The 20,016-nt window shown below is 50.2% G+C and carries 18 protein-coding genes; 10 read left to right on the plus strand and 8 right to left on the minus strand.

The features are described 5' to 3' along the window. Positions 1–6 precede the first annotated feature (6 nt). Positions 7–834 carry a PTS system mannose/fructose/sorbose family transporter subunit IID gene (locus JUF22_RS06115; protein WP_203644568.1) on the plus strand — a complete coding sequence of 276 codons (828 nt, stop codon included), beginning with the start codon at positions 7–9 and terminating at the stop codon, positions 832–834. A gap of 283 nt (positions 835–1,117) precedes the next feature. Here the strand turns inward: JUF22_RS06115 and JUF22_RS06120 are convergent, their stop codons facing one another. The 3 genes from JUF22_RS06120 to JUF22_RS06130 form a co-directional block, all read right to left on the minus strand. Further along, positions 1,118–2,248, minus strand: coding sequence for a GGDEF domain-containing protein (locus JUF22_RS06120; protein ID WP_203644570.1), 1,131 nt, complete (start codon positions 2,246–2,248; stop codon positions 1,118–1,120). Positions 2,249–2,400: 152 nt separating this feature from the next. Next, a complete protein-coding gene (locus tag JUF22_RS06125; protein ID WP_203644572.1) occupies positions 2,401–3,048 on the minus strand; it encodes an EAL domain-containing protein in 648 nt (215 codons plus the stop codon). Between the two features lie 526 nt (positions 3,049–3,574). After that, positions 3,575–4,696 carry an LCP family protein gene (locus JUF22_RS06130; RefSeq protein WP_203644574.1) on the minus strand — a complete coding sequence of 374 codons (1,122 nt, stop codon included), beginning with the start codon at positions 4,694–4,696 and terminating at the stop codon, positions 3,575–3,577. A gap of 364 nt (positions 4,697–5,060) precedes the next feature. On the opposite strand from JUF22_RS06130, the gene JUF22_RS06135 reads away from it, so the two are divergent. The 5 genes from JUF22_RS06135 (at position 5,061) to JUF22_RS06155 (ending at position 9,830) form a co-directional block, all read left to right on the plus strand. Then, positions 5,061–6,008 carry an AEC family transporter gene (locus JUF22_RS06135; RefSeq protein WP_203644576.1) on the plus strand — a complete coding sequence of 316 codons (948 nt, stop codon included), beginning with the start codon at positions 5,061–5,063 and terminating at the stop codon, positions 6,006–6,008. 41 nt (positions 6,009–6,049) lie between these two features. Beyond that, positions 6,050–7,081, plus strand: a complete 1,032-nt coding sequence (locus tag JUF22_RS06140) for a DMT family transporter (RefSeq protein WP_203644578.1) — start codon at positions 6,050–6,052, stop codon at positions 7,079–7,081. A gap of 200 nt (positions 7,082–7,281) precedes the next feature. Continuing rightward, positions 7,282–7,953: a 2,3-bisphosphoglycerate-dependent phosphoglycerate mutase gene (locus JUF22_RS06145; protein WP_203644580.1), complete on the plus strand. Its 672-nt coding sequence runs from the start codon at positions 7,282–7,284 to the stop codon at positions 7,951–7,953. 148 nt (positions 7,954–8,101) lie between these two features. Then, positions 8,102–9,334, plus strand: a complete 1,233-nt coding sequence (locus tag JUF22_RS06150) for a serine hydrolase domain-containing protein (protein WP_203644582.1) — start codon at positions 8,102–8,104, stop codon at positions 9,332–9,334. A 112-nt stretch (positions 9,335–9,446) separates the two neighbouring features. Then, entirely contained in the window at positions 9,447–9,830 is a 384-nt protein-coding gene (locus JUF22_RS06155; RefSeq protein WP_203644584.1) for a hypothetical protein, read from the plus strand. A 36-nt stretch (positions 9,831–9,866) separates the two neighbouring features. Here JUF22_RS06155 and JUF22_RS06160 read toward each other — a convergent pair whose 3' ends face one another. From JUF22_RS06160 to JUF22_RS06180, 5 genes are all read right to left on the minus strand, one after another. Beyond that, a complete protein-coding gene (locus tag JUF22_RS06160; RefSeq protein ID WP_203644585.1) occupies positions 9,867–11,201 on the minus strand; it encodes a C1 family peptidase in 1,335 nt (444 codons plus the stop codon). Between the two features lie 302 nt (positions 11,202–11,503). Continuing rightward, entirely contained in the window at positions 11,504–12,094 is a 591-nt protein-coding gene (locus tag JUF22_RS06165) for a hypothetical protein (RefSeq protein WP_203644587.1), read from the minus strand. A gap of 226 nt (positions 12,095–12,320) precedes the next feature. Continuing rightward, positions 12,321–13,127, minus strand: coding sequence for an aldo/keto reductase (locus JUF22_RS06170; protein WP_203644589.1), 807 nt, complete (start codon positions 13,125–13,127; stop codon positions 12,321–12,323). A 294-nt stretch (positions 13,128–13,421) separates the two neighbouring features. Continuing rightward, positions 13,422–14,108: a ribose-5-phosphate isomerase RpiA gene (gene rpiA, locus JUF22_RS06175; RefSeq protein WP_203644590.1), complete on the minus strand. Its 687-nt coding sequence runs from the start codon at positions 14,106–14,108 to the stop codon at positions 13,422–13,424. A gap of 5 nt (positions 14,109–14,113) precedes the next feature. Next, positions 14,114–14,458 (minus strand): N-acetyltransferase, encoded by a 345-nt coding sequence (locus JUF22_RS06180; RefSeq protein WP_203644592.1) that lies wholly within the window; start codon positions 14,456–14,458, stop codon positions 14,114–14,116. A 664-nt stretch (positions 14,459–15,122) separates the two neighbouring features. Between JUF22_RS06180 and JUF22_RS06185 the strand changes: the two genes are divergently transcribed. From JUF22_RS06185 to gltX, 4 genes are all read left to right on the plus strand, one after another. After that, positions 15,123–15,662, plus strand: a complete 540-nt coding sequence (locus tag JUF22_RS06185) for a dCTP deaminase/dUTPase family protein (RefSeq protein WP_203644594.1) — start codon at positions 15,123–15,125, stop codon at positions 15,660–15,662. 92 nt (positions 15,663–15,754) lie between these two features. After that, complete coding sequence (gene radA / locus JUF22_RS06190; protein ID WP_203644601.1) at positions 15,755–17,137, plus strand: DNA repair protein RadA; 1,383 nt, start codon at positions 15,755–15,757, stop codon at positions 17,135–17,137. Between the two features lie 33 nt (positions 17,138–17,170). After that, entirely contained in the window at positions 17,171–18,349 is a 1,179-nt protein-coding gene (locus tag JUF22_RS06195) for a PIN/TRAM domain-containing protein (RefSeq protein ID WP_203644603.1), read from the plus strand. 152 nt (positions 18,350–18,501) lie between these two features. Next, the gene (gene gltX / locus JUF22_RS06200; protein WP_203638980.1) at positions 18,502–19,992 is read left to right on the plus strand and encodes a glutamate--tRNA ligase; all 1,491 of its coding nucleotides are present in this window, start codon (positions 18,502–18,504) and stop codon (positions 19,990–19,992) included. Positions 19,993–20,016: the final 24 nt, after the last annotated feature.

Raw genomic sequence — 20,016 nt, forward strand, 5'->3', positions numbered from 1 at the left:
TGACGAATGGCAACTGAACAAACAAAACCGCGCCAACTCACGCTGGGGGATCAATTCCTGATTTTCGGGCGATCCGGTTGGGAACAAGCAGCGTGGAATTATCCGCGGTTACAAAATTTAGGCTTTTGTTATTTAATGATTCCAGCGATTCGGCGGCTCTATCCGGATAAAGCGGATGCAGGCGCCGCAGCGGAACGGCATTTGGCGTTATTTAATACCATGCCCTACATGCAGTCATTGATTACTGGGGTGACGTTATCCCTCGAGGAGGACCATGCGAATGGCAAACCGGTCTCGGCTGAGGACATCAGTGCCGTCAAGGTTGGCATGATGGGGTCCTTGGCCGGGGTGGCCGATCCCGTTTGGTGGGGAACCTGGCGGCCGATTCTGAGTGCCTTTGCCGCCAGCTTAGCGCTGAGTGGGTTTGGCATCGTCGGTCCCTTAGTCTTCTTCATCGGTTGGAACGTGGTGCGGTTGGCCTTTCGCTGGGGCGCACAACGGTGGGGCTATCGCCAGGGACTCAAGGTCGTGACGGCCCTGAGCAGCGGTATGCTGCAGAAACTAACTCTGGGAGCCTCCATTGTGGGGATGTTTGTTATGGGGGCTATCGTGCCGCGGTGGACGCGGGTCAAGCTGGCCCCCATCATCGCGACGAGCGCTCACGGGAGCTTGTCCTTACAGGGGATGCTGGACCGGCTACTGCCGGGACTGGTGCCCCTGCTGTTGACGCTGGGCTGTGTCTGGCTATTGCGCCGGCACGTCAAGCCGTTGTGGCTGTTAGTCGGCGTCTTCGTCATCGGCCTAGGTGGTTACTGGTTGGGCATCTTCCGGTAATCGCGGCGGGTGTTTGGGTGGGATGCGCAACTGCTGTGGTGAGACGTTGAGAAGCCGTGACTGAGCCAACAAGCGTGGTAATGGCAGACAACGAAGCGTAAGCACAGGGAACATCGAAACACCGCCTATCTTCTGATTTGGTAGCCTTACTATAGCATGACCAAGACGATGGTTCACGCCATTTACCTTATAACCTTTTCGATAAAAAATAACGGTTAATTTGTATTCAAAAACGCGTCTGGGAGAAAATTCCAGACGCGTTTTGTGTTCCAATTTTATATAGTTATCCCACGGTCACTTGATCACGACCGTTGCGTTTAGAGTAGTACAAGCTCTGATCCGCTCGTCGGTAAACGTCCAACTGTTCCTCGTCGGCCGTTTGAAGCTGGGTCAGGCCAACGGAAATGCTGACGCTTATTTGCTGGCCGCCGTGCGAGAAGATAGCCGACCGGACACTCTCGGCAATATCGTCGACGTGTTCCCGGGCCTGATCCGTTGTGTAATTTTTAAAGAGAATCGTGAATTCCTCGCCACCGGTTCGGTAGAGGACGAGGTTGGGGTCGACGCGCCGGAGCTGATCACTAATCAGGGTGGCCGTGTGTCCCAACACGTAGTCACCCGCCAAATGGCCATAGGTGTCGTTGACGTGCTTGAAGTGGTCGATATCGAACAGCATCAGTGTCAGCGGCTTGTGGGTGACCTTACTGTTGTCGAAGGCCGCGCTGAAGTCATTTTTAAAGGCAAAGTAGTTCTTTACGTGGGTGAGGTCATCGTAGTTCGTGGTATAGGTCAGCTGTGCCAGGGTGGCCGCGCCGCTCATCAACGAATCCACGTAAATGTACATGATGGTGAGCAGGAAGAAACTGAAAATGAGCTCCCACATCATGATGGAAGAGGAGAGGCCAAAGCGTTGGCCGACCACGCCCCAGAGGATTGCGGAGAGGAGCAACGAGGCGACAGTGTATTCAATGTAGTCGAGCCACATGTGGTGCCGTCGACTGCGAACGAACTTCATCACGTAGAAGTAGGCGATGAAGACCACCGCGAAGACCCAGGCGAGTCCCAGTCCCAGCGTTTGGTTGACGACCATGAACAGCAGGATAGCGAGAGCCAACTGCCAGAACTTAATTTCCAACATCAGAAAGTAACTGACAAAGACAATCGCGAAGATTTGAAAATTGGTGAAGGCCCAGCTATAGGGGGTGTGGTTGACGGCGAGTTGCACGCCAACGTTGAGCACGACCATATAGACGAGACCGACGTCGGTGCGGACCTTGTCCTCATTGGGGTGTTTGCCACGGGTTTTAAACCACCGAATAATCCGGTTGGTGAGGTACCAGTATAGCGTCAACACGCCCAGCAGGAAGAACAGACTCGTAATTGCCGGGGTCACAAACCAGTGAGACCAAGTCATTAAGGAACACCATCCAATCTATATTCAGCATTTATTTGTACCTACCATACATGTTAACTCACCAAACTTAAAAGTGACACATGCAGTTCACCCATTTTGGGCAAAAAGAGGGAGCCTCAGCACCGAAACCGGTTCCGAGACTCCCGTTAAATTTAAACTAAGCTAGGTTTACCGTACAAGTAACCCTGGTGCAGGGTGATACCGAATTGCTTGGCCAACGCTTGGTCGTCCGCATCTTCGACCCCTTCAAGGATCAACCGTAACCGGTATTCCCGAGAAATTTGGGCCCAGAAGGCGAGGCTGGCGGGAATCAAGTCGGCTTCCCCGCTCATCCGCAGGTTTTGCATGGCAAACTTGATTTCGTCCACGTAAGGCAACAGGTCGCGAATATTTTGGTACGTGTTGGACCCCGTGCCCACATCATCTAAGACCAAACCAATACCATATTGATGAACAGCCAAACTGAACTGCTTCATTTCCTCGAGGGTCGGGGCTTCGGTTAACTCAATGGTCAATGCGGCTGGGGCAATGCGTTTCTTTAAAGCAATCACCGTCCCCAACGTGAGGGGATTGCGAAGCTGTTGATTATTGAGGTTAAAAGCGAGTACCTGATTGTTAACGGCTGTGTGTAACGAAGAAGCCGTGTCCTCAAGGAGCTTAGCCTGATCGGCAACAGAGATGTCCGTAAAATGATGCGGCAAGACCCAAGCGTCCTCTTCCTGCTTACGTAACAAGACTTCATAGCCGAAGACTCGGTGGTCATCTTGATTGATCTGTGGTTGTACAAAGAAACGATACATAACCGATCCACTCCTTTAGAATCTTCCTACTCATGACTTTAAGTCTATTCTACCGCAATCTTGAAAAAGCACAACGACATATATCTTTCAGTGTGGTAACTGCGGGAGGCTATGATTTGCTTGAGACGCAAATCGTTGGTCAGTCACACTAACGGACGGGTTCGTGATTAAGGCGACTGCCGCCAAAGCTAGTTCGGCTGGTTTCCTTACTGAGAGTAGCCAAGTGCGTGATTTTAGCCGGAATAGGGGATGTGTGTATTAATTAGCGAATGATAACCCAGTCCAACTGATTTTAAGTAAAAATGGGGTAAAATTTGCGTTGACAAATGGTCAAATTTTTTAGGGATAGCCTAAAATTGATCAGTTTTATCAAAATTCATGGGCAAGCGATTTGCCAATTTTACCGGGTGTTTCAAAAAATTGCAAGAAGAAAATACCGGGGACCGTAATCTTAAGAATTAGCCGACTGTTGCTAACAAAAAAGGCGCCCGGAACTTTCCCGGACGCCACGTGAAGCAGTTTTAAATTAGTAGCCGTATCCGCCGCCGTTCGTCCCGCTATTGTCATAGGAAGAGTAACCGGTCGTGCTGGTATCAGCGTCAGTTGTAAATTTCTTGGTGTTGGCCAGGCCCAGCGTCTTGCGAATGTGGTTCGAGACGCGTTTCAGCTCGGTCGTGGTTGGCACTTGATAGGAGAGCCCATCAATCATTGCGTCTTGTCCCTGTAAGGTTTCGGACTTGATGTGGTGGGAAGCATTCCCGTACTTGGCCCGAATCTGCATCAGGTCATCAAAGGTCAGGTCAGTCTTCAGGTTCCCATTCAATGATTTCAAAATGGTTTGGTAACGGGTAATGGAGGACAGGCCGGCCGCCTTCACGACCAGTTTCTGTAAGACCTCACGTTGTCGCTTTTGCCGACCGTAGTCACCCAACGGATCATCATGCCGCATCCGCGAGTAGTCCAGCGCCTGTTTCCCATTCAAATGGGTCTTCTTACCCTTGACCACGTTGGCAGCACCGTACTGGAAGGTCAACGGTGGCTTCACATCGACCCCACCCACAGCGTTGACCATCTTTTCAAGGCCACCCATGTTGACGATGGCGTAGAAGTCAATCGGAATGTCCAGCAGGTCTTCCACGGTCTTCACGGCCGTCTTTGGTCCGCCAATCGTGTAGGCGGCGTTGATCTTTTGAATCGACGCGTTGGCCCCGGAACCGACCGTGACCCGCGTATCCCGCGGAATACTCGTCAGGTAGGCGGTTTCCTTGGTCGGGTTGATGGTGGCGACCATCATGGTGTCGGTCCGGCCGACGTCTGAACGGCCCAGCGCCCCGGTATCGGTTCCCATCAGGAGAATCGAGAAGGGTTTGTTGGACTTCAACACGGCGGAAACGTTCCGGCTCTTGGCGGCGTTCGAGGCCTCGTAGGTCTGGCTAAACGTCTTCTTCGCGGACATCCAGGCTTGGTAGCCATACGCAAGGCCGCCTCCCAGCATGAGCAAGACGAACAAGACAATCGTCCACATGATGGGGCGGTGTGGGTGAACCTTAGGTGTTTTAAAATGTGAGTTACGGTCGGCACGGCTGTCGTAGACCTGCTCGAAATCCTCAGGCTTGTGCTGCCGTTTAGGTGTATTATCGTTTGGCATAATTATTTCCTCATCCTCATCAAAAGCTTTGGCTGACGCACCGGGCCAGGCGCACAAGTAACGTGGCGGCACCAGTGATACAGATTTGTTAATTCCCCTGGAATCCCATCTGTAGACTCAATTAATTCATTAGACCATAAAAATCGTCATTCGTAAATGTTTCTTCCGGTTAAATCGGCTAGTTTTGGGAGCCGTCTAGACCAGCTAAAGCCAGATTTACCAAGTTGTCAAGTTGACCTAAAGTGTATTATAGCGCTATTTGTAAACGGTTGCGAAGGGAGCCGACGGTGGGGACGTGCTATAATAAGAAGCGTTGCTTAAGAAACTCTAATTTTTGGTAATGTTTACCTGGGGAGGGACGCCGATGGCCGTCTTTATTCGAAGCGTTTCGGGTGTTTTGATCATCCTGGTCATGATTGGCCTGGGCTACGTGCTTTCCCGGCGTGGCTGGTTTGATGATCAAGCGCCTAAGTTGATTGCCCGGTTGGTCACGCAGATTGCGTTGCCCGCCTACATGATTAGTACGATCACGGCAAAGTTCTCGGCGGAAACGCTGAAGAAGACGCTGCCGGATTTGCGATTTCCAATCGTCTCAATGCTGATCATGTTCGGCCTCTCCATCATTGCCTTCCATGCGTTTCGCATTAATCCCAAGCACCGCGGCCTGTTTGAATCCATGTTTTTGAATTCCAACACCGTGTTCGTGGGGTTGCCAGTCAACGAAGCGTTGTTCGGCCCCAAGAGTCTGCCGTTTGTGCTGGTCTACTACATGGCCAACACGACATTTTTCTGGACGTTGGGGGTCTACCTGATTCAACGCGACGGGCAGGGGGCGGCCAAGTTTGATCTCAAACAAACGCTGCAGAAGATTTTCTCACCGCCGTTACTGGGATTCATTCTGGGGGTTCTCCTGGTGCTACTCGACATTCAATTGCCGGGCTGGATCATGCAAGACTTCCAATATATTGGTGGCCTAACGATTCCGTTGTCGATGATTTTTATCGGCACAGCAATTGCGGGGGCGGGCTTACAAAATGTCCACGTCGACCGCGACAGCCTGGGAATTCTCCTGGGACGCTTCATCGTCGCCCCGGTCTTGATGGGCTTGCTCGTCTTACCGACTAGTATGCCAATTCTAATGAAACAAGTCTTTATTTTACAAGCAGCGATGCCCGTAATGACGAATGCGCCGGTGGTGGCCAAACTCTACCGCGCCGACGCTGATTACGCGGCCATCATGGTAACCGAAACTACCCTCCTAAGTTTAGTGGTCATTCCGATTCTGATGGTCATCGTGCAACACGTTGCCTGATTGATGCCGTTTGACTTAATAAGGAGGAACATTTTTTCGTTTTGAGAAAAACACTATTGTATATCGCGTTTTCAACGTTAATGTTTAGTTCCATGGAAATTGCCCTGAAGTCTGCTGGAAATGCGTTCAATCCGATTCAGCTGAACCTGATTCGTTTTTTCATCGGGGGCTTGATCCTATTACCGATTGCTTTACGAGCCTTACATAAACAAAGTCACCGGTTAAACCGCAGTGACTGGGCCCTGTTCTTCTTGACCGGGCTGGTCTGTGTCATCATCAGTATGACGCTGTACCAATTGGCCATTAGCGTGGACGAGGCTTCAACTGTGGCCGTTCTGTTCAGCTGTAACCCCGTCTTCGCCTTGATCTTCTCTTATCTGATCTTGCACGAACGGTTAGGCCGAGCGAACTTGATTGCCGTGATCGTGTCAATCATTGGATTGGTCGTCATTGTGAACCCCGCCCATTTGACCAACCCCGTCGGTTTGACGCTGGCCATTGCCTCCGCCTTGACCTTTGGGTTGTACAGTATCGTGTCCCGGTGGGGTTCCGTGCGGCACCACTTCAACGGGATTGTCATGACCTGCTTCACGTTCTTGGCCGGGTCATTGGAATTGTTCGTGATCATGATGATCACCCACATCCCCGCCGTTGCGAGTGGCTTACGGCAAGCAAGCTGGTCTCGTCAATTTGCGGCGATGCCCATCTTGCAAAATATTAGCTTACAATACTTCTGGATCTTATTCTTCATCGGGGTCTGCGTTACCGGTGGTGGGTTTGCCTTTTACTTCTTAGCCATGGAACGGTCCGACGTTTCCACGGCATCTCTGGTCTTCTTCATCAAGCCAGGGTTGGCACCCATCATGGCCGCAATCCTGATTCACGAAAAGATTTTGACCAACACGATTGTCGGAATTGTCATTATCCTGATTGGGTCAGTCATTACCTTCATGGGGAACCGGGTCAAGGCGTGCGAATCTGCTTTGGCAGAAGAAGACGCCAGCGACTTCCAGGAAGCCGACGACCCAGTGGCTGCGAAATTAGCAGCGCACTCTGAATCCTCAGCTGACTAAGTGGTTAACCTTTAAAATTGCTATGAGGCGTTTCTCAGAACTTCTGGGGAACGCCTTTTTTTGTGGCTGGCATCGGTGTTTCCAAAAGATTAGGGGCAGGAGAAAAATACGTGAAAATAGGCACAAATTGCGCGAAGCCACGGCAAACCTATGTTATGATTATCAGTGAGAATTGCAAAGAGAGAAAGGGAGCATGATCAATGGCAACGCTGGTCATTTTACGGCACGGGGAAAGTGTCGCGAACCGAGACAACATTTTCACGGGGTGGAGTGACGTGCCGCTGACGGCTAAGGGCCGTGAACAGGCGGCTGCGGCTGGCAAATTGGTGGCGGCCACGGGCTTACAGTTTGGGGCGTTACACACCTCCATGCTGCAGCGCGCCATTGTGACCTCGAACATCGTGCTGGAAGCCATCGACCAACTGTATATCCCCGAATACAAGTCGTGGCGGCTGAACGAACGCCATTACGGCGCATTACGGGGGAAGAACAAGGCCGCGGTCAAGGCCCAAGTTGGCGAGGCCCAGATCAAGATTTGGCGGCGAAGCTTTGAAACGGTGCCGCCCTTGCTGGATCACGTGAGTCAGGACCGGCGTTACGACCAATTTGGACCGCACGTGGAGCCCCGTGGGGAGAGCCTAGAGATGGCTTATCATCGGCTGTTACCTTACTGGACGGACCAGATTGCCCCACGGTTATTGGATGGGCACAATCAGTTGGTCGTGGCCCATGGCAGTACGTTACGCGCATTGATTAAGTACTTGGATCACGTGGCCGATGCGGATATTAGCAAGGTTGAAGTTGCGAACGGTGAACCCATTCGTTACGACTTTGATGACCGGCTGAACGTATTAGCCAAGCAAACCCTGTAAGTTTTTAAAGTAAATAATAAGTTCCCACTGTCGGCGAAGACATTCATTGTCTTTAGCCGACTTTTTCGTATAATCAAGGTAAGACAGTTAGGTCCGACCGTTTAGGCGGTAAAAAGGCAGTAGGGGAATCTAATTGGGGGAGAGAAAATTGAATAAACGAAACTTACGCCATTGGGCGGTATTGTTCGTCGTCATCTTGGGGATTGGCGGCGTGATTTTTGGCATGCACGCTATTGACCAGCAGGATAAGCGGGAAGTGGCCACGAGTAATCGTCAGCACGCCCAGCAGACCAAAGCAACGCTGGCGGCGGATGCTGCGGCCAGTAAGCGTCACCGGGATTTAAGCAAGACGGCCTTTGACCGCACAAATAAGGGGCAGGCGCAGCCAAAATTTAGCGCCCACCTGACCCAGGAACTGAAGAACAAGAAGTTCGTGGGAACGGCGCTGGTCGTGAAGAATGACCGGGTCGTTTATCAGCGGGCCTTCGGGTTTGCCAACGCGGCCAAGCACAAGAAGAACAAGGTCACGTCACAGTATCTGATCAATTCCGTGCAGAAATCCATGACCGGATTCTTGGTCATTAAGGCGGCTCAGGCCGGTCAACTGCAACTGACGGACCGGTTGAATCAGTATTATCCGGGCATCAAGGGCAGTAACCGCGTGACGATTCGCCAGATGCTCAACATGGAGGCCGGGATTACCGGTGAGCTCAAACCGGGCCGGACGCTGACGGAAAATGAGGTTTACCAGTACGTCAGTCAAAACGTCCGGATTAATCCTAGTAAGATTGGCCAATTCGACTACCAGCAGATCTGTTTCACGTTGCTGGCGGGTATTTTGCATCAGGTGACGCATGATTCTTATTACGATTTATTTTATCAGCAAATGGTCACGCCACTGAACCTGAACCATACTGGCTTTGCCCAGTTGCGGTCCAAGACCAAGGGGATGACGACGGGCTATGCCGGCGCCACACCGCAAGATTACAGTGATCCACACAAGCCATCGGCAGCTAGCATGGCTGTCCAGGTGGCCACGGGGAACGCCACGATGAGCACGGGTGACGTGTTCAGAGCGGAACGGGCAATTGTCCAGGGCAGCCTGCTAAACACGCCAGCGGGCGCGCAGGTGCTGCATGAGGCAGACGCCACGATTCATTACGCCGGTGGGGTCTACCACCTCGACCAGGGCAATGGGTATTACGGGCACGGCATGGGCGATTACTACGAGAGCACCTTTGCCATCAGTAAGAACGGTAAGAATGGCGTCGTCTTCCTGTCGAACAACTTCGAGAAGAAAACGATGTATCCAGACTGGTCAACGGAAGACCTGGCCCTACAAACGTTCCAACAGATTAATGCAGCGAAAAAATTAAAGTAAGCAACGGCTGCCTAGTCGTCTGTCCATTTGGGGGAGATGATTAGGCAGTTTTTTAGCGGGAAATTTGTCGGTCGGCAGGTCGCGTCACCGACGAACAAATGCGTCAGTGGGAATGATTAGTCAGCATATCATTGCGTCGTTGCGGTACACTAAGGTAAAAGGGGGCGGAACCATGCTCGAAGTTGGGTTCAATCACCAGTTGTCCGGGGTGTACGGCGTGTCGCTAACCGTCATGGTTTTGTTGGCGGTCATCGTGGTGCCGCTGGTGCAGAAACGTTGGCACCGGCGTTATCCGGTGCTCAACAGCATGTGGTGGCAGTTGGCGCCCATCCTGGCATTTTCAGCGGTCCAAATGGCTTATGTAAAGTTTAATCTTGTGTTGGGTGGCCTGTTTTTATTAATTGATCTGATGCTCATTTTGGATGGGTATCAACGGCAGGTCGCTAGGGAGCAGCATGACCAACAGGAAGGTAAACAGCATCAAAAAAACGTCTGAGACTTTCATCTCAGGCGTTTTCTAGTAACCCACAACTTAGGCTAAGGCACCCATTGGATCCCAAGGGGCCAAAACAGTTGGTTCTTCAGTTTCTTGGATTTGCTTCAAGTCGTCAGGCAAGAATTGCTTGTTGACAACAACTTGGTAGCAGTATTCGTCCATCCAGGCGTCGCTCATCACGAAGTAACCCTTCGTGCCGACCTTTTCACCCCAGGAGTTTTCAACCTTCCACTTGGTTGGTTGGCCGTCGACTAAATCGACACCAGTCAAGACCATAGCGTGGGTCATCATGCTTTCCCCGTAGTCCAGGCGTTCTGCCTTGGTCGTGGAGAAGTCGATGTTGAAGAGGGCATCCTTGTCGTAGTACTTGGTGTCCATGATCCCCTTTTGACGTTCGGAAGATTGACCAACATCACAACCGAACCAAACGGATTGGCCAGCCTGCAATTGCTTGATGGCTAATTGTTTGAAGTCCTTCATCGTAACGTTCAGATGCTTCACTTGACGGCCGCTGACCACGTTACCCAGCATTTCAACGGTGTAGGTGTGGTTGTATGGCTTGTCAGCGGTTGGGGCGTTGATGATGGAGACGTAATCGGTCAAGTCCCAGTTGATGTACTTGTCGAAGAATGACTTTGGCGTTAAGTCCTTGTCGATGTGGTATTGCTTGTCATCGTCACGGTATTCAAAGTCAAACTTGCTGACGGGTTCGCCGAGGGAGAAGCTCAGTAAGCGGTAAACTTCGCCGAGCATCTTGTCTTTGGCAGCGGCGATATCGTCGGCGCTAGCCTTGTCAGCGACCAGTTGACGTAAGATAACGGCATCCTTACGTAGCTTCAGGTTCAACGTGCTGTTGAGTTCGTTAGACTTGGAACTGTTGTAAGTTTCAGGCATAACAGACTTTGGCACGATCCCGTATTTTTGAATGATGGCACACAGCATGTCCCATTGCCCACCGTCTTGTTGAGGGGTTGCCATTAAGAAGGCAACCTTTCGGCTAGACGTTGGTTGGTCAGCGGTGGCCAAGACGTTTTCGTAGAAGTAGTTTGCTTTTTCAAATTTGTCCCAGAAGTTGGTGTAGTTTTGGGATAATTCAAAGTCACTTAAGTTAAACAGGTCGGCTAAATGATGGCGCATGGTGTTCAATGCGGCAAACATCCAGCAACGGCCACTTTGCTTTTGGTTGGCAACTTTCCCGGTGTCCAAGTCAATGGAGAACACGGGAGTCATGTCGGTTTCGGAAGCATAATCGGCAGACGTTGCTAAGATACCTTGATGACTGACGGCGCGTTCTAAGACCTTCGCGGTTGGGTCAGTAGCTAAAGCTTGTTGATAACGGGCGGTTTGATCCGCCGTGATTTCTTTACTCAATGACGTCACTCTCCTATCTTATTCTCTCATTGTACTCCAATCTTCTCATTTTTTGTATAGAATTGGGCAAGTTGGTGAAAAATGTGGTGACAGGCGGGGCTGGTTTGTGGATACTAGGACTAAACGAAGTGAAAAGGGGAGTGGCGACTTGGCTATTGCGGATAGTATTTTTTACATTGTGGTTTTGGGGGCTGTTGGGGCGACGGTTATTGGGTTGGTGTGGTTGTTGCTGAAGCAGCGAAAGTGAAAATAAGTAAAAGGGATACCTTCTTCATGGATTTGAAGAAGGTATCCCTTTTGAATTACTTAAGATTTAAATTCAAAGTTTTGGTAGTTTGAGCGGGAGTATCTGCGAAGAAGTCGTAGTTAGTATTGATTTTCAATTGTGTTTCCCCCAATTTTCCGGTTTTGTCTTTTGAGTGGAAGAGTAACACAAAATTTTGATGGGAGTGTGAATTAGTCGAGACATTGGCATCAAGGGAAACTGAATCACGGTACGTAAATTTTGCGCCTGTTGCTGACACCAAGGATGCGGCCGAATTATCAACTTGCCAGTAAATCCCCTCATGATCAAGGAGACCAAGTGCAAGGTCACTAGTTCCATTGTCGTACATGGTTCCTGTTAGCTTAACCCAGCTTTGATAGCGGCTATGAATTGGTGATACATGAAATACGTATAGATGCTTTAAACGAATTTTACTTGAATATTTAACGCCAAAAGTTTTGTTCAAGGTATACTTATTCATACTCTGATATTGCTTATGGACGGGGTCATCTGCGTTATAGTAAATAAACTTCTTGGTCTTAGCCATTGCAGGTGTAGAAGTTGCTAACGTACCGCCAAACAAGCTGACAGCTGCCAGTGTAACGGCAAATAACTTATGTAGTTTCAAAATATTATCTCCTAAAATTGAATTTAACAGTGACTATTATAGGATTAATGATTGTATAAGTCATTAGTTAATTTTTATCATGATTAACTATGCGGAATAGTGCAATGCGTAGTTCATTAATTAATTCCGAAAGAACGAAATAAATTTGCAAATAAATTGCCAAAGAAAAAGCTTGTGACCCAGCCATTCAGCCAGATTACAAGCTCTTCCTAAAACGGTATTCAGTTTAGTCGTAATTCAAATGCTTATCTTGATCTAACCCATTAATTTCGGCAATTTCTGCGTCCGTTAAGTGAAAGCCGGAAATTTCAAAGTTTTCGCGAACCCGGGCTGGCTTGGAAGACTTCGGAAAGACCACGAAGCCCGTGTCGATTTGCCACCGCAAAACGATTTGTGCAGGGGACTTGCCGTATTTGTCAGCCAATTTCGAAATGACGGGGTCTTCGAGAATCAAGTGGCCGTGACCGATTGGGGAGTAGCCTTCGTTGACGATGTCATTGTCCGTATCAAACTTGCCTAAGTCGGCCTGTACCTTGTAAGGGTGGCGTTCGATTTGGTTGACCATTGGCTTAACCTTGGCCATGGCAAAGACCTGTTCGAGTTGGTCCTTGGAGAAGTTAGACACGCCAATGGCCCGAACCTTCTTTTGTTGGTACAGGGTTTCTAAGGCACGCCAAGTATCCAAGGTCAGGTCGAAGTTTTCTTCGTTAGGCCAGTGGATCAGGTAGAGATCCAGGTAGTCCAGCTGTAAGTCGGCTAACGTCTTGTCAAAAGCGGCCAGGGTCTTGTCGTAGCCTTGATCGGCGTTCCAAACCTTAGATGTAATAAATAGGTCAGACCGGTCAACGCCGGAAGCCTTGATCGCCGCACCAACGGCTGGTTCGTTGCCGTAAATGTGGGCGCAATCGAGGTGCCGGTAGCCAGCGTCTAAAGCTGTCTTGATTGATGCGGGGACGTCCTTACTATCGATTAAATAAGTCCCGAATCCTAACATCGGGATGGTCACGCCGTTGCTTAACTGTGTCGTTTCCATGTCATTACCTCGCTCTACAAATATTTAACGCATACGTTAATGATACACTACCGAGCCATTAGTTTCAGGGGTGGGGTCTTACCGGGGGGAATATAATTGGTGGGTGTACGAAAAAACGCGTCTGGGATTTCTCTCAGACGCGTTTGCTATTGATAATCATATATAGCGGAAACGTGCGCCAAAGGGCAGCTGACTCCGCTTAAACCTGATAACCAAACAAGCCAAAACCAGGATTATTCGGTTATCAGCCTTAATGCTCGTCAGCTAACCGCTCTTTGGCCCACTCTTGCAAAATTAGTCGCGAGCGGTCAAGACTTCTGGTCCGTCTTGGCGACCAACGATAACCGTGTTGACCGTGTCCAGGAACAAACCGTGTTCAACGATACCCACGATGCCATTTAACGTGTTGGCTAATTCGTGGGGGTGGTCGATGCGGCCCAGGTGCAGGTCAATGATGTAGTTCTTGGAGTCGGTTAAGACGTGGCTGCCGTCTTCTTGCATCCGGAAACTAGGGTTGAAGCCCATCTTGTCTAATTTTTCCAGGACGTGGCTGGAACCAAAGGGAATGACTTCCAGTGGCAAGGGGAACTTGCCCAAGTGGTGAACCATTTTGCTTTCATCCACGATCCACATGTTCTTGGTGGAGTTGATGGCAACGATCTTTTCCCAAAGGTGAGCGGCACCGCCACCCTTGATACCTTGGAAGTTGTCGTCAATTTCGTCGGCACCATCGATGGTCAGGTCGAGGTGGTCGACTTCATCTAATTGCTTGATGGTGATGCCGAGGGATTCGGCTTGCTTGGCGGAACGGTCGGACGTGGCCACACCAATGATGCTGAGGCCTTCGTTCTTAACTCGTTCGCCGAGGGCGTCGATCATGTAACGGACGGTTGAACCGGTCCCGATACCTAAAATCATGCCGTCCTTAACGTACTTAACGGCTTCTTGGCCAACAAGGGCTTTTAATGCGTTTTGATCCATCTTAACTACTCCTCTTCTGTGTGTTCTAGATGTAAAGCAACTGGCTTGACCGCCGCGTCACCGGTCACGGGTAGCTGATTAGCTGCCAAAATGGCCTGTTCCTCGGGGTGCTGGCTGAAGTACCGTTTGGCGTACGGATCAAGCAGTTTAACCGTCACGTTCGCGGTCGTTGCCAGTTGGGTAAAACGATTTATCAGCTGGTCAGCTAGCGTCGTGGCGGACTGTGATGGGCGGACAAAGATTTGTTCAAGCACCCAGCTGGTGTCGCTCAAACACAGGTAGTGTAGGCTTGCCAGCAGCTGCTCGTCTTGGGTAATCTGCAATTGCCCGGGTTGTTCCGTAATCGTCATGGGTAAACTCCTTTCATGACCAGTCTCGCCTCTAATTTTGGTCTATCGGCCGGTCAATGTCAACTCCTTTTCCCCGGCAAAAAAGTTTGGCGCCGGCCAGACTTTTGCTGGTAATCACGGGGGAGGTTGCTTACACTAAAGTAGGCATTGCAGGGATGGTCGAATTGGCATGCTCGCAGTGTTTAAACCAATAGCGACAAAAGAAGCTCGACCAATTCAACCAGCTAGTTCGGATATAATCGTTGCGAATGCTGGTGTAAATGGTAAAATTAATAGCTCACGGTAACTAGGCCAATCAGGTGTTAACTGCTTATCCACTATGTAAGTTATCTGTTGACCTGGCCTGTTATCACATTGATTGGCTGGACTAATATAAGTGAGAGACAAGGACGGACTAGTTGATTACGGTCTAAGCCAATGTAAGCCGCAGGGCTGGTGAAAATGGACTCAGCCGTGGGAGTTACCTTAGCGGGTCTCCCGCTTAGGTAACTGCTATCTTTGAGACGTGGTTTTCGGCTCAAAGTAAGTCTGGAGACCGTCCTTTGGCTCCAGACGTGCGCCCACAGCGCCACGGTCCATTTTCACCAGCCCGGAGGCGATGCCGACATCAATCTAAGCTCGTATAAAAACAAAGATAAAAAGACTATCAAGGGAGTGTTTTGACATGCAACGAGGATTTGAAATTGTCAGCAAGTACGCCAACCAAGGACTAAAGCTGCCGTACCGAACCACCCAACAGGCGGCCGGCTACGATTTTGAGTGTGCGGCGGACTTTACCCTGCCATCCATTTGGCGGCACGACCTGCTCCACGCCTTCAAGCGACTCCGGCACCAGTCTGAGCTGACGACTGAGGAATTACTGGCCGGTCAAAGTGACCTGAAGCCCTGGCTGGTACCAACGGGCGTTAAGGCCTACATGCAACCGGGTGAGGTCTTGATCCTGGCCAACCGGTCCAGCAGTCCGTTGAAACACAACCTGATTTTGCCAAATGGTATCGGGGTGATCGACGCGGATTACTACAATAATGAAAAGAACGAGGGCGAAATCTTCGTCCAGTTAATCAATGTTGGGTTAAAGGACCAAGTCATCAAGAAGGGCCAACGGATTGCACAAGGCCTGTTCATGCCGTATTTGTTGGCTGATGATGAGCAGGCGCCACAACAACAGCGGACTGGTGGATTTGGGTCGTCTGACCGTAACTAAAACTTTACAATTGACGCTGATAGACTAGTGGGGGATTACCCGCTAGATATGCTAAAATATAGGTATTCAGACTAAGAAAAAGGGGGATCTCCGTGGCTAAACCAAGAACGACTTACGTATGTCAAAATTGTGATTATAGTTCACCGCGTTATCTCGGGCGTTGCCCGAACTGTGGTGAGTGGAATACCATGGTGGAAGAAGTTGTCACACCTACGGCCGCAAAGGCTAAGCCTCAGTCAACGCGGACTGCGGTAGGTAGCGAACAATCCCATCCCCAATTAATGAAGGACATCAAGCATTCCTCAGAAGCGCGAACCAAGACCAAGATGGAAGAACTCAACCGAGTCTTGGGGGGCGGTATCGTGGCCGGTTCTCTCATCTTAATTGGTGGGGACCCCGGCATCGGAAAATCCACGCTGCTCCTGCAGGTCTCTGGTCAACTGAGTGAGACCGGTGGCAAGGTGCTGTACGTTTCTGGTGAAGAAAGTGCCTCACAGATCAAGATGCGGGCTGACCGGTTAGTTGTCAACAGCGATAACCTCTACCTTTATCCAGAGACGGACATGGCCAGCATCCGGGCCAACATCGAGCAGATGCAGCCGGATTATGTGGTGATTGACTCCGTCCAAACCATGCAGGCGCCGGGCATTGAGTCCGCCATTGGGTCCGTTTCACAGATTCGGGCCGTCACTGGCGAACTGATGCAGATTGCCAAGACCAATAACATTACGATTTTTGTGGTGGGGCATGTGACCAAGGGTGGCGCGATTGCCGGTCCTAAGATTTTGGAGCACATGGTGGATACCGTGCTCTACTTTGAAGGGGACCTGCACCACACCTACCGGATTCTGCGGGCGGTCAAGAACCGTTTCGGCTCAACCAACGAACTAGGGATTTTTGAAATGCGCGAGGGCGGCCTATATGAGGTTGCCAACCCATCGGAAATCTTCCTGGAGGAACGGCTGAAGGACGCGACGGGTTCCGCTATCGTGGTGTCAATGGAAGGGACGCGGCCAATTCTGGTCGAAGTCCAGGCCTTGATTTCACCGTCCGTCTTCGGGAATGCCCAGCGGACCTCTAGCGGGTTGGATCGTAACCGGGTGGCGTTGCTGATGGCAGTTCTGGAAAAACGGGCCAACCTGATGATTCAGAACCAGGATGCCTTCTTGAAGGCGGCTGGTGGGGTTAAGCTGGATGAACCGGCGATTGATTTGGCGATTGCCTTGTCCATTGCCTCCAGCTATCGGGACACCGCCACGGCACCAACGGATTGCTTCGTGGGTGAAGTCGGTTTGACCGGTGAGATTCGCCGGGTCAACCGGATTGAATCCCGGGTGGCCGAAGCCAAGAAGCTCGGTTTTAAACGGATTTTTGTTCCTAAGAATAACCTCCAAGGTTGGACGGCGCCCAAGGGCATCGATGTGGTTGGGGTCTCCACCTTGCGGCAAGCGTTAAAATTAGCCCTTGGTGTGTAAGCCACAGGGACCTTTGAAGGGAGGTGAACAAATATGCGTAAAAAAACGGTTGTGTTAATTATTTTCGCCATCTTAGGTGGGGTCATGGGAGCGGCTTACTTCTCCCGACTCTGGCTACTGATGGGGGTGACCAGTCGGTTACTGAACAACGTTATCGTGGATATTTTGCTTGGTGCCATTATTTTCCTTATTCTTGGAGTCCTCTTCGCGGGCGTGATTCTCCGACTGATCAACCGGATTGAAACGTACCTGAACAAGCAAAATCCGATGACCATTATCTTTGGTAGCCTGCTGACGATTGTCGGTCTGGCTTTGGCGCTGCTGATTTCGCAATTTTTATTCCACGTGCCGTCATTCTTCATTGGTACGGTGATTCCGTGGATTCTGATGTTGTTGTTCGGTTACTTTGGATTCCGTATCGGGGCTCGGCTCAGCAAGATTCGGCTGGAGGAGTGGCGTAAGCTGTTCCAATCCCGCGGGAAAAAGGCTGAGGAAGAGGCCGACAAGAAGGTCTTGGACAAGGAAACGGAACCTAATTTCCATCACTACAAAATCTTGGATACCAACATCTTAATCGATGGGCGGATCTATGATTTAGCCAAGACGGGCTTCCTGGAAGGCACGCTACTGGTGCCCAACTTCGTACTCTACGAACTCCAGTACATCGCGGATTCTAGCGATTCTATCAAACGGGTTCGTGGTCGCCGGGGACTAGATATTCTGAACAAGTTGCAAAATGAACATATCATGCCAATTGAAATGTACGAAGGCGACTTCGAAGACATTCCTGAGGTAGATAGCAAGTTGATTGCGTTGGCCAAGCAAAACGGCGGGGTCATCGTCACCAATGATTACAACTTGAACAAGGTCATCCAGTTCCAAAATGTTCAGGTGCTGAACATTAACTCCTTAGCTAACGCCCTGAAGCCACGCGTCATTCCTGGAGAAAACCTCCACGTGATGGTCGTGAAGAACGGGACGGAACGCCAACAAGGGGTCGCTTACCTCGATGACGGCACCATGGTCGTGGTCGAAGACGGGCGGTACTTTATCAACAAACAACTGGATGTTGTGGTCACCAGTGCCATTCAAACGGATGCTGGGCGGATGATTTTTGCCAAGCCACTGCATTCCAGCAAGAACATTGAAGAACAAGCCGATGCCGGTAAGAAGGGGTCTAACGAGTCCAAAAACGTGAAACGTTCACGATAATGGACTAGACAATTTCACATTTCTGGAAAGGATTGAGGCTCACGCCTTTATTTTTCCGCGACGGCATTGTAGAATTAAAGCATTGCGTCATAAAATTATGACGAGGTTTCACCAAATTAACGTAATAAAATTTAGAAAGAGGCGCAAACGTTTTGGCGAAAAATTCAATTCGGGTTCGGTACGCTCCGAGCCCAACCGGTCATTTGCATATTGGTAATGCCCGGACGGCCATTTTCAACTATTTATTTGCCCGTCACAACAAGGGTAAGTTCATCATTCGGATCGAGGATACGGATACGAAACGGAACATCGCTGACGGTGAACGGAGCCAATTAGAAAACTTGAAGTGGCTCGGTTTGGATTGGGACGAAGGTCCTGACGTCGGTGGCGACTACGGTCCTTACCGTCAGTCTGAACGCCGTGACATTTACACGCCACTCATCCAACAATTGTTGGATGAAGGCAAAGCTTACGAATCATACCGGACGGAAGATGAATTAACTGCCGACCGTGAAGCCCAAAAGGCACGTAAGGAAATGCCACATTACGAATACGAATATGCTGGGATGAACGAAGAAGAAAAGCAAGCTGCCATTGACGCCGCTAAGGCTAAGGGCTTGAAGCCTGTTATTCGTTTCCGCGTACCCAAGGATGAAGTCTTTGAATGGGACGACATGGTTAAGGGTCACGTGGCCTTTAACTCTGACACCATTGGTGGGGACTTTGTTATCGCCAAGCGCGATGGGATGCCAACCTACAACTTTGCCGTTGTCGTTGACGACCACAAGATGGCCATCAGCCACGTCTTCCGGGGCGATGACCACGTTGCCAACACGCCAAAACAATTGATGATCTACCAAGCATTCGGCTGGGAAGCCCCAAAGTTTGGCCACATGAGTCTGATTATCAGCAAGGACACTGGTAAGAAGCTGTCCAAGCGTGACGAATCCGTCTTACAATTCATCGAACAATACCGCGACCTGGGTTACTTACCAGAAGCCATGTTCAACTTCATTCTGTTGTTGGGCTGGTCCCCAGTCGGTGAAGATGAAATCTTTAACCGGAAGCAATTTATCAAGATGTATGATGAAACGCGTTTGAGTTCTTCACCAGCCACCTTTGATAGCGACAAGCTGGAATGGTTGAACAACCGTTACGTGAAGGATGCTGACGACAGTACCATCATGGACTTGGCCTTGAAGCAATTGATCAAGGCCGGCAACATTCCTGCTAACCCAGACAACATGAAGTTGGAATGGGCGCGTCAATTAATCAATTTGTACAAGCGGCAAATGAGTTACATGGCCCAAATCAATGACATGGCTTCGGTCTTCTTTGAAGAACCCGAACAAGTCAGTGGTGAAGCCTTTGACGAAATCAACAACGAAACGGCACCCGTCGTTTTGAAGGAATTCGCTGCCCAAATTGAAAAGCTCGACCTCTTTGATTCCGTAGAAATTTTCCACGTGATCAAGGCCGTTCAAGCCAAGACCGGCATTAAGGGTCGTCAACTTTGGATGCCAATCCGAATTGCCGTGACCCACGAAATGCACGGACCAGAATTACCAGAATCCATCGAATTAGTTGGACGGGAAACCGCCTTAGAACACATTCACCAGACTTTAGCACAATTAGAAGGCTAATGATTTGGTAAAGAAGCCGGATGA

This window comes from Levilactobacillus lanxiensis (assembly GCF_016861655.1).
GTDB classification, from domain to species: Bacteria; Bacillota; Bacilli; order Lactobacillales; family Lactobacillaceae; genus Levilactobacillus; species Levilactobacillus lanxiensis.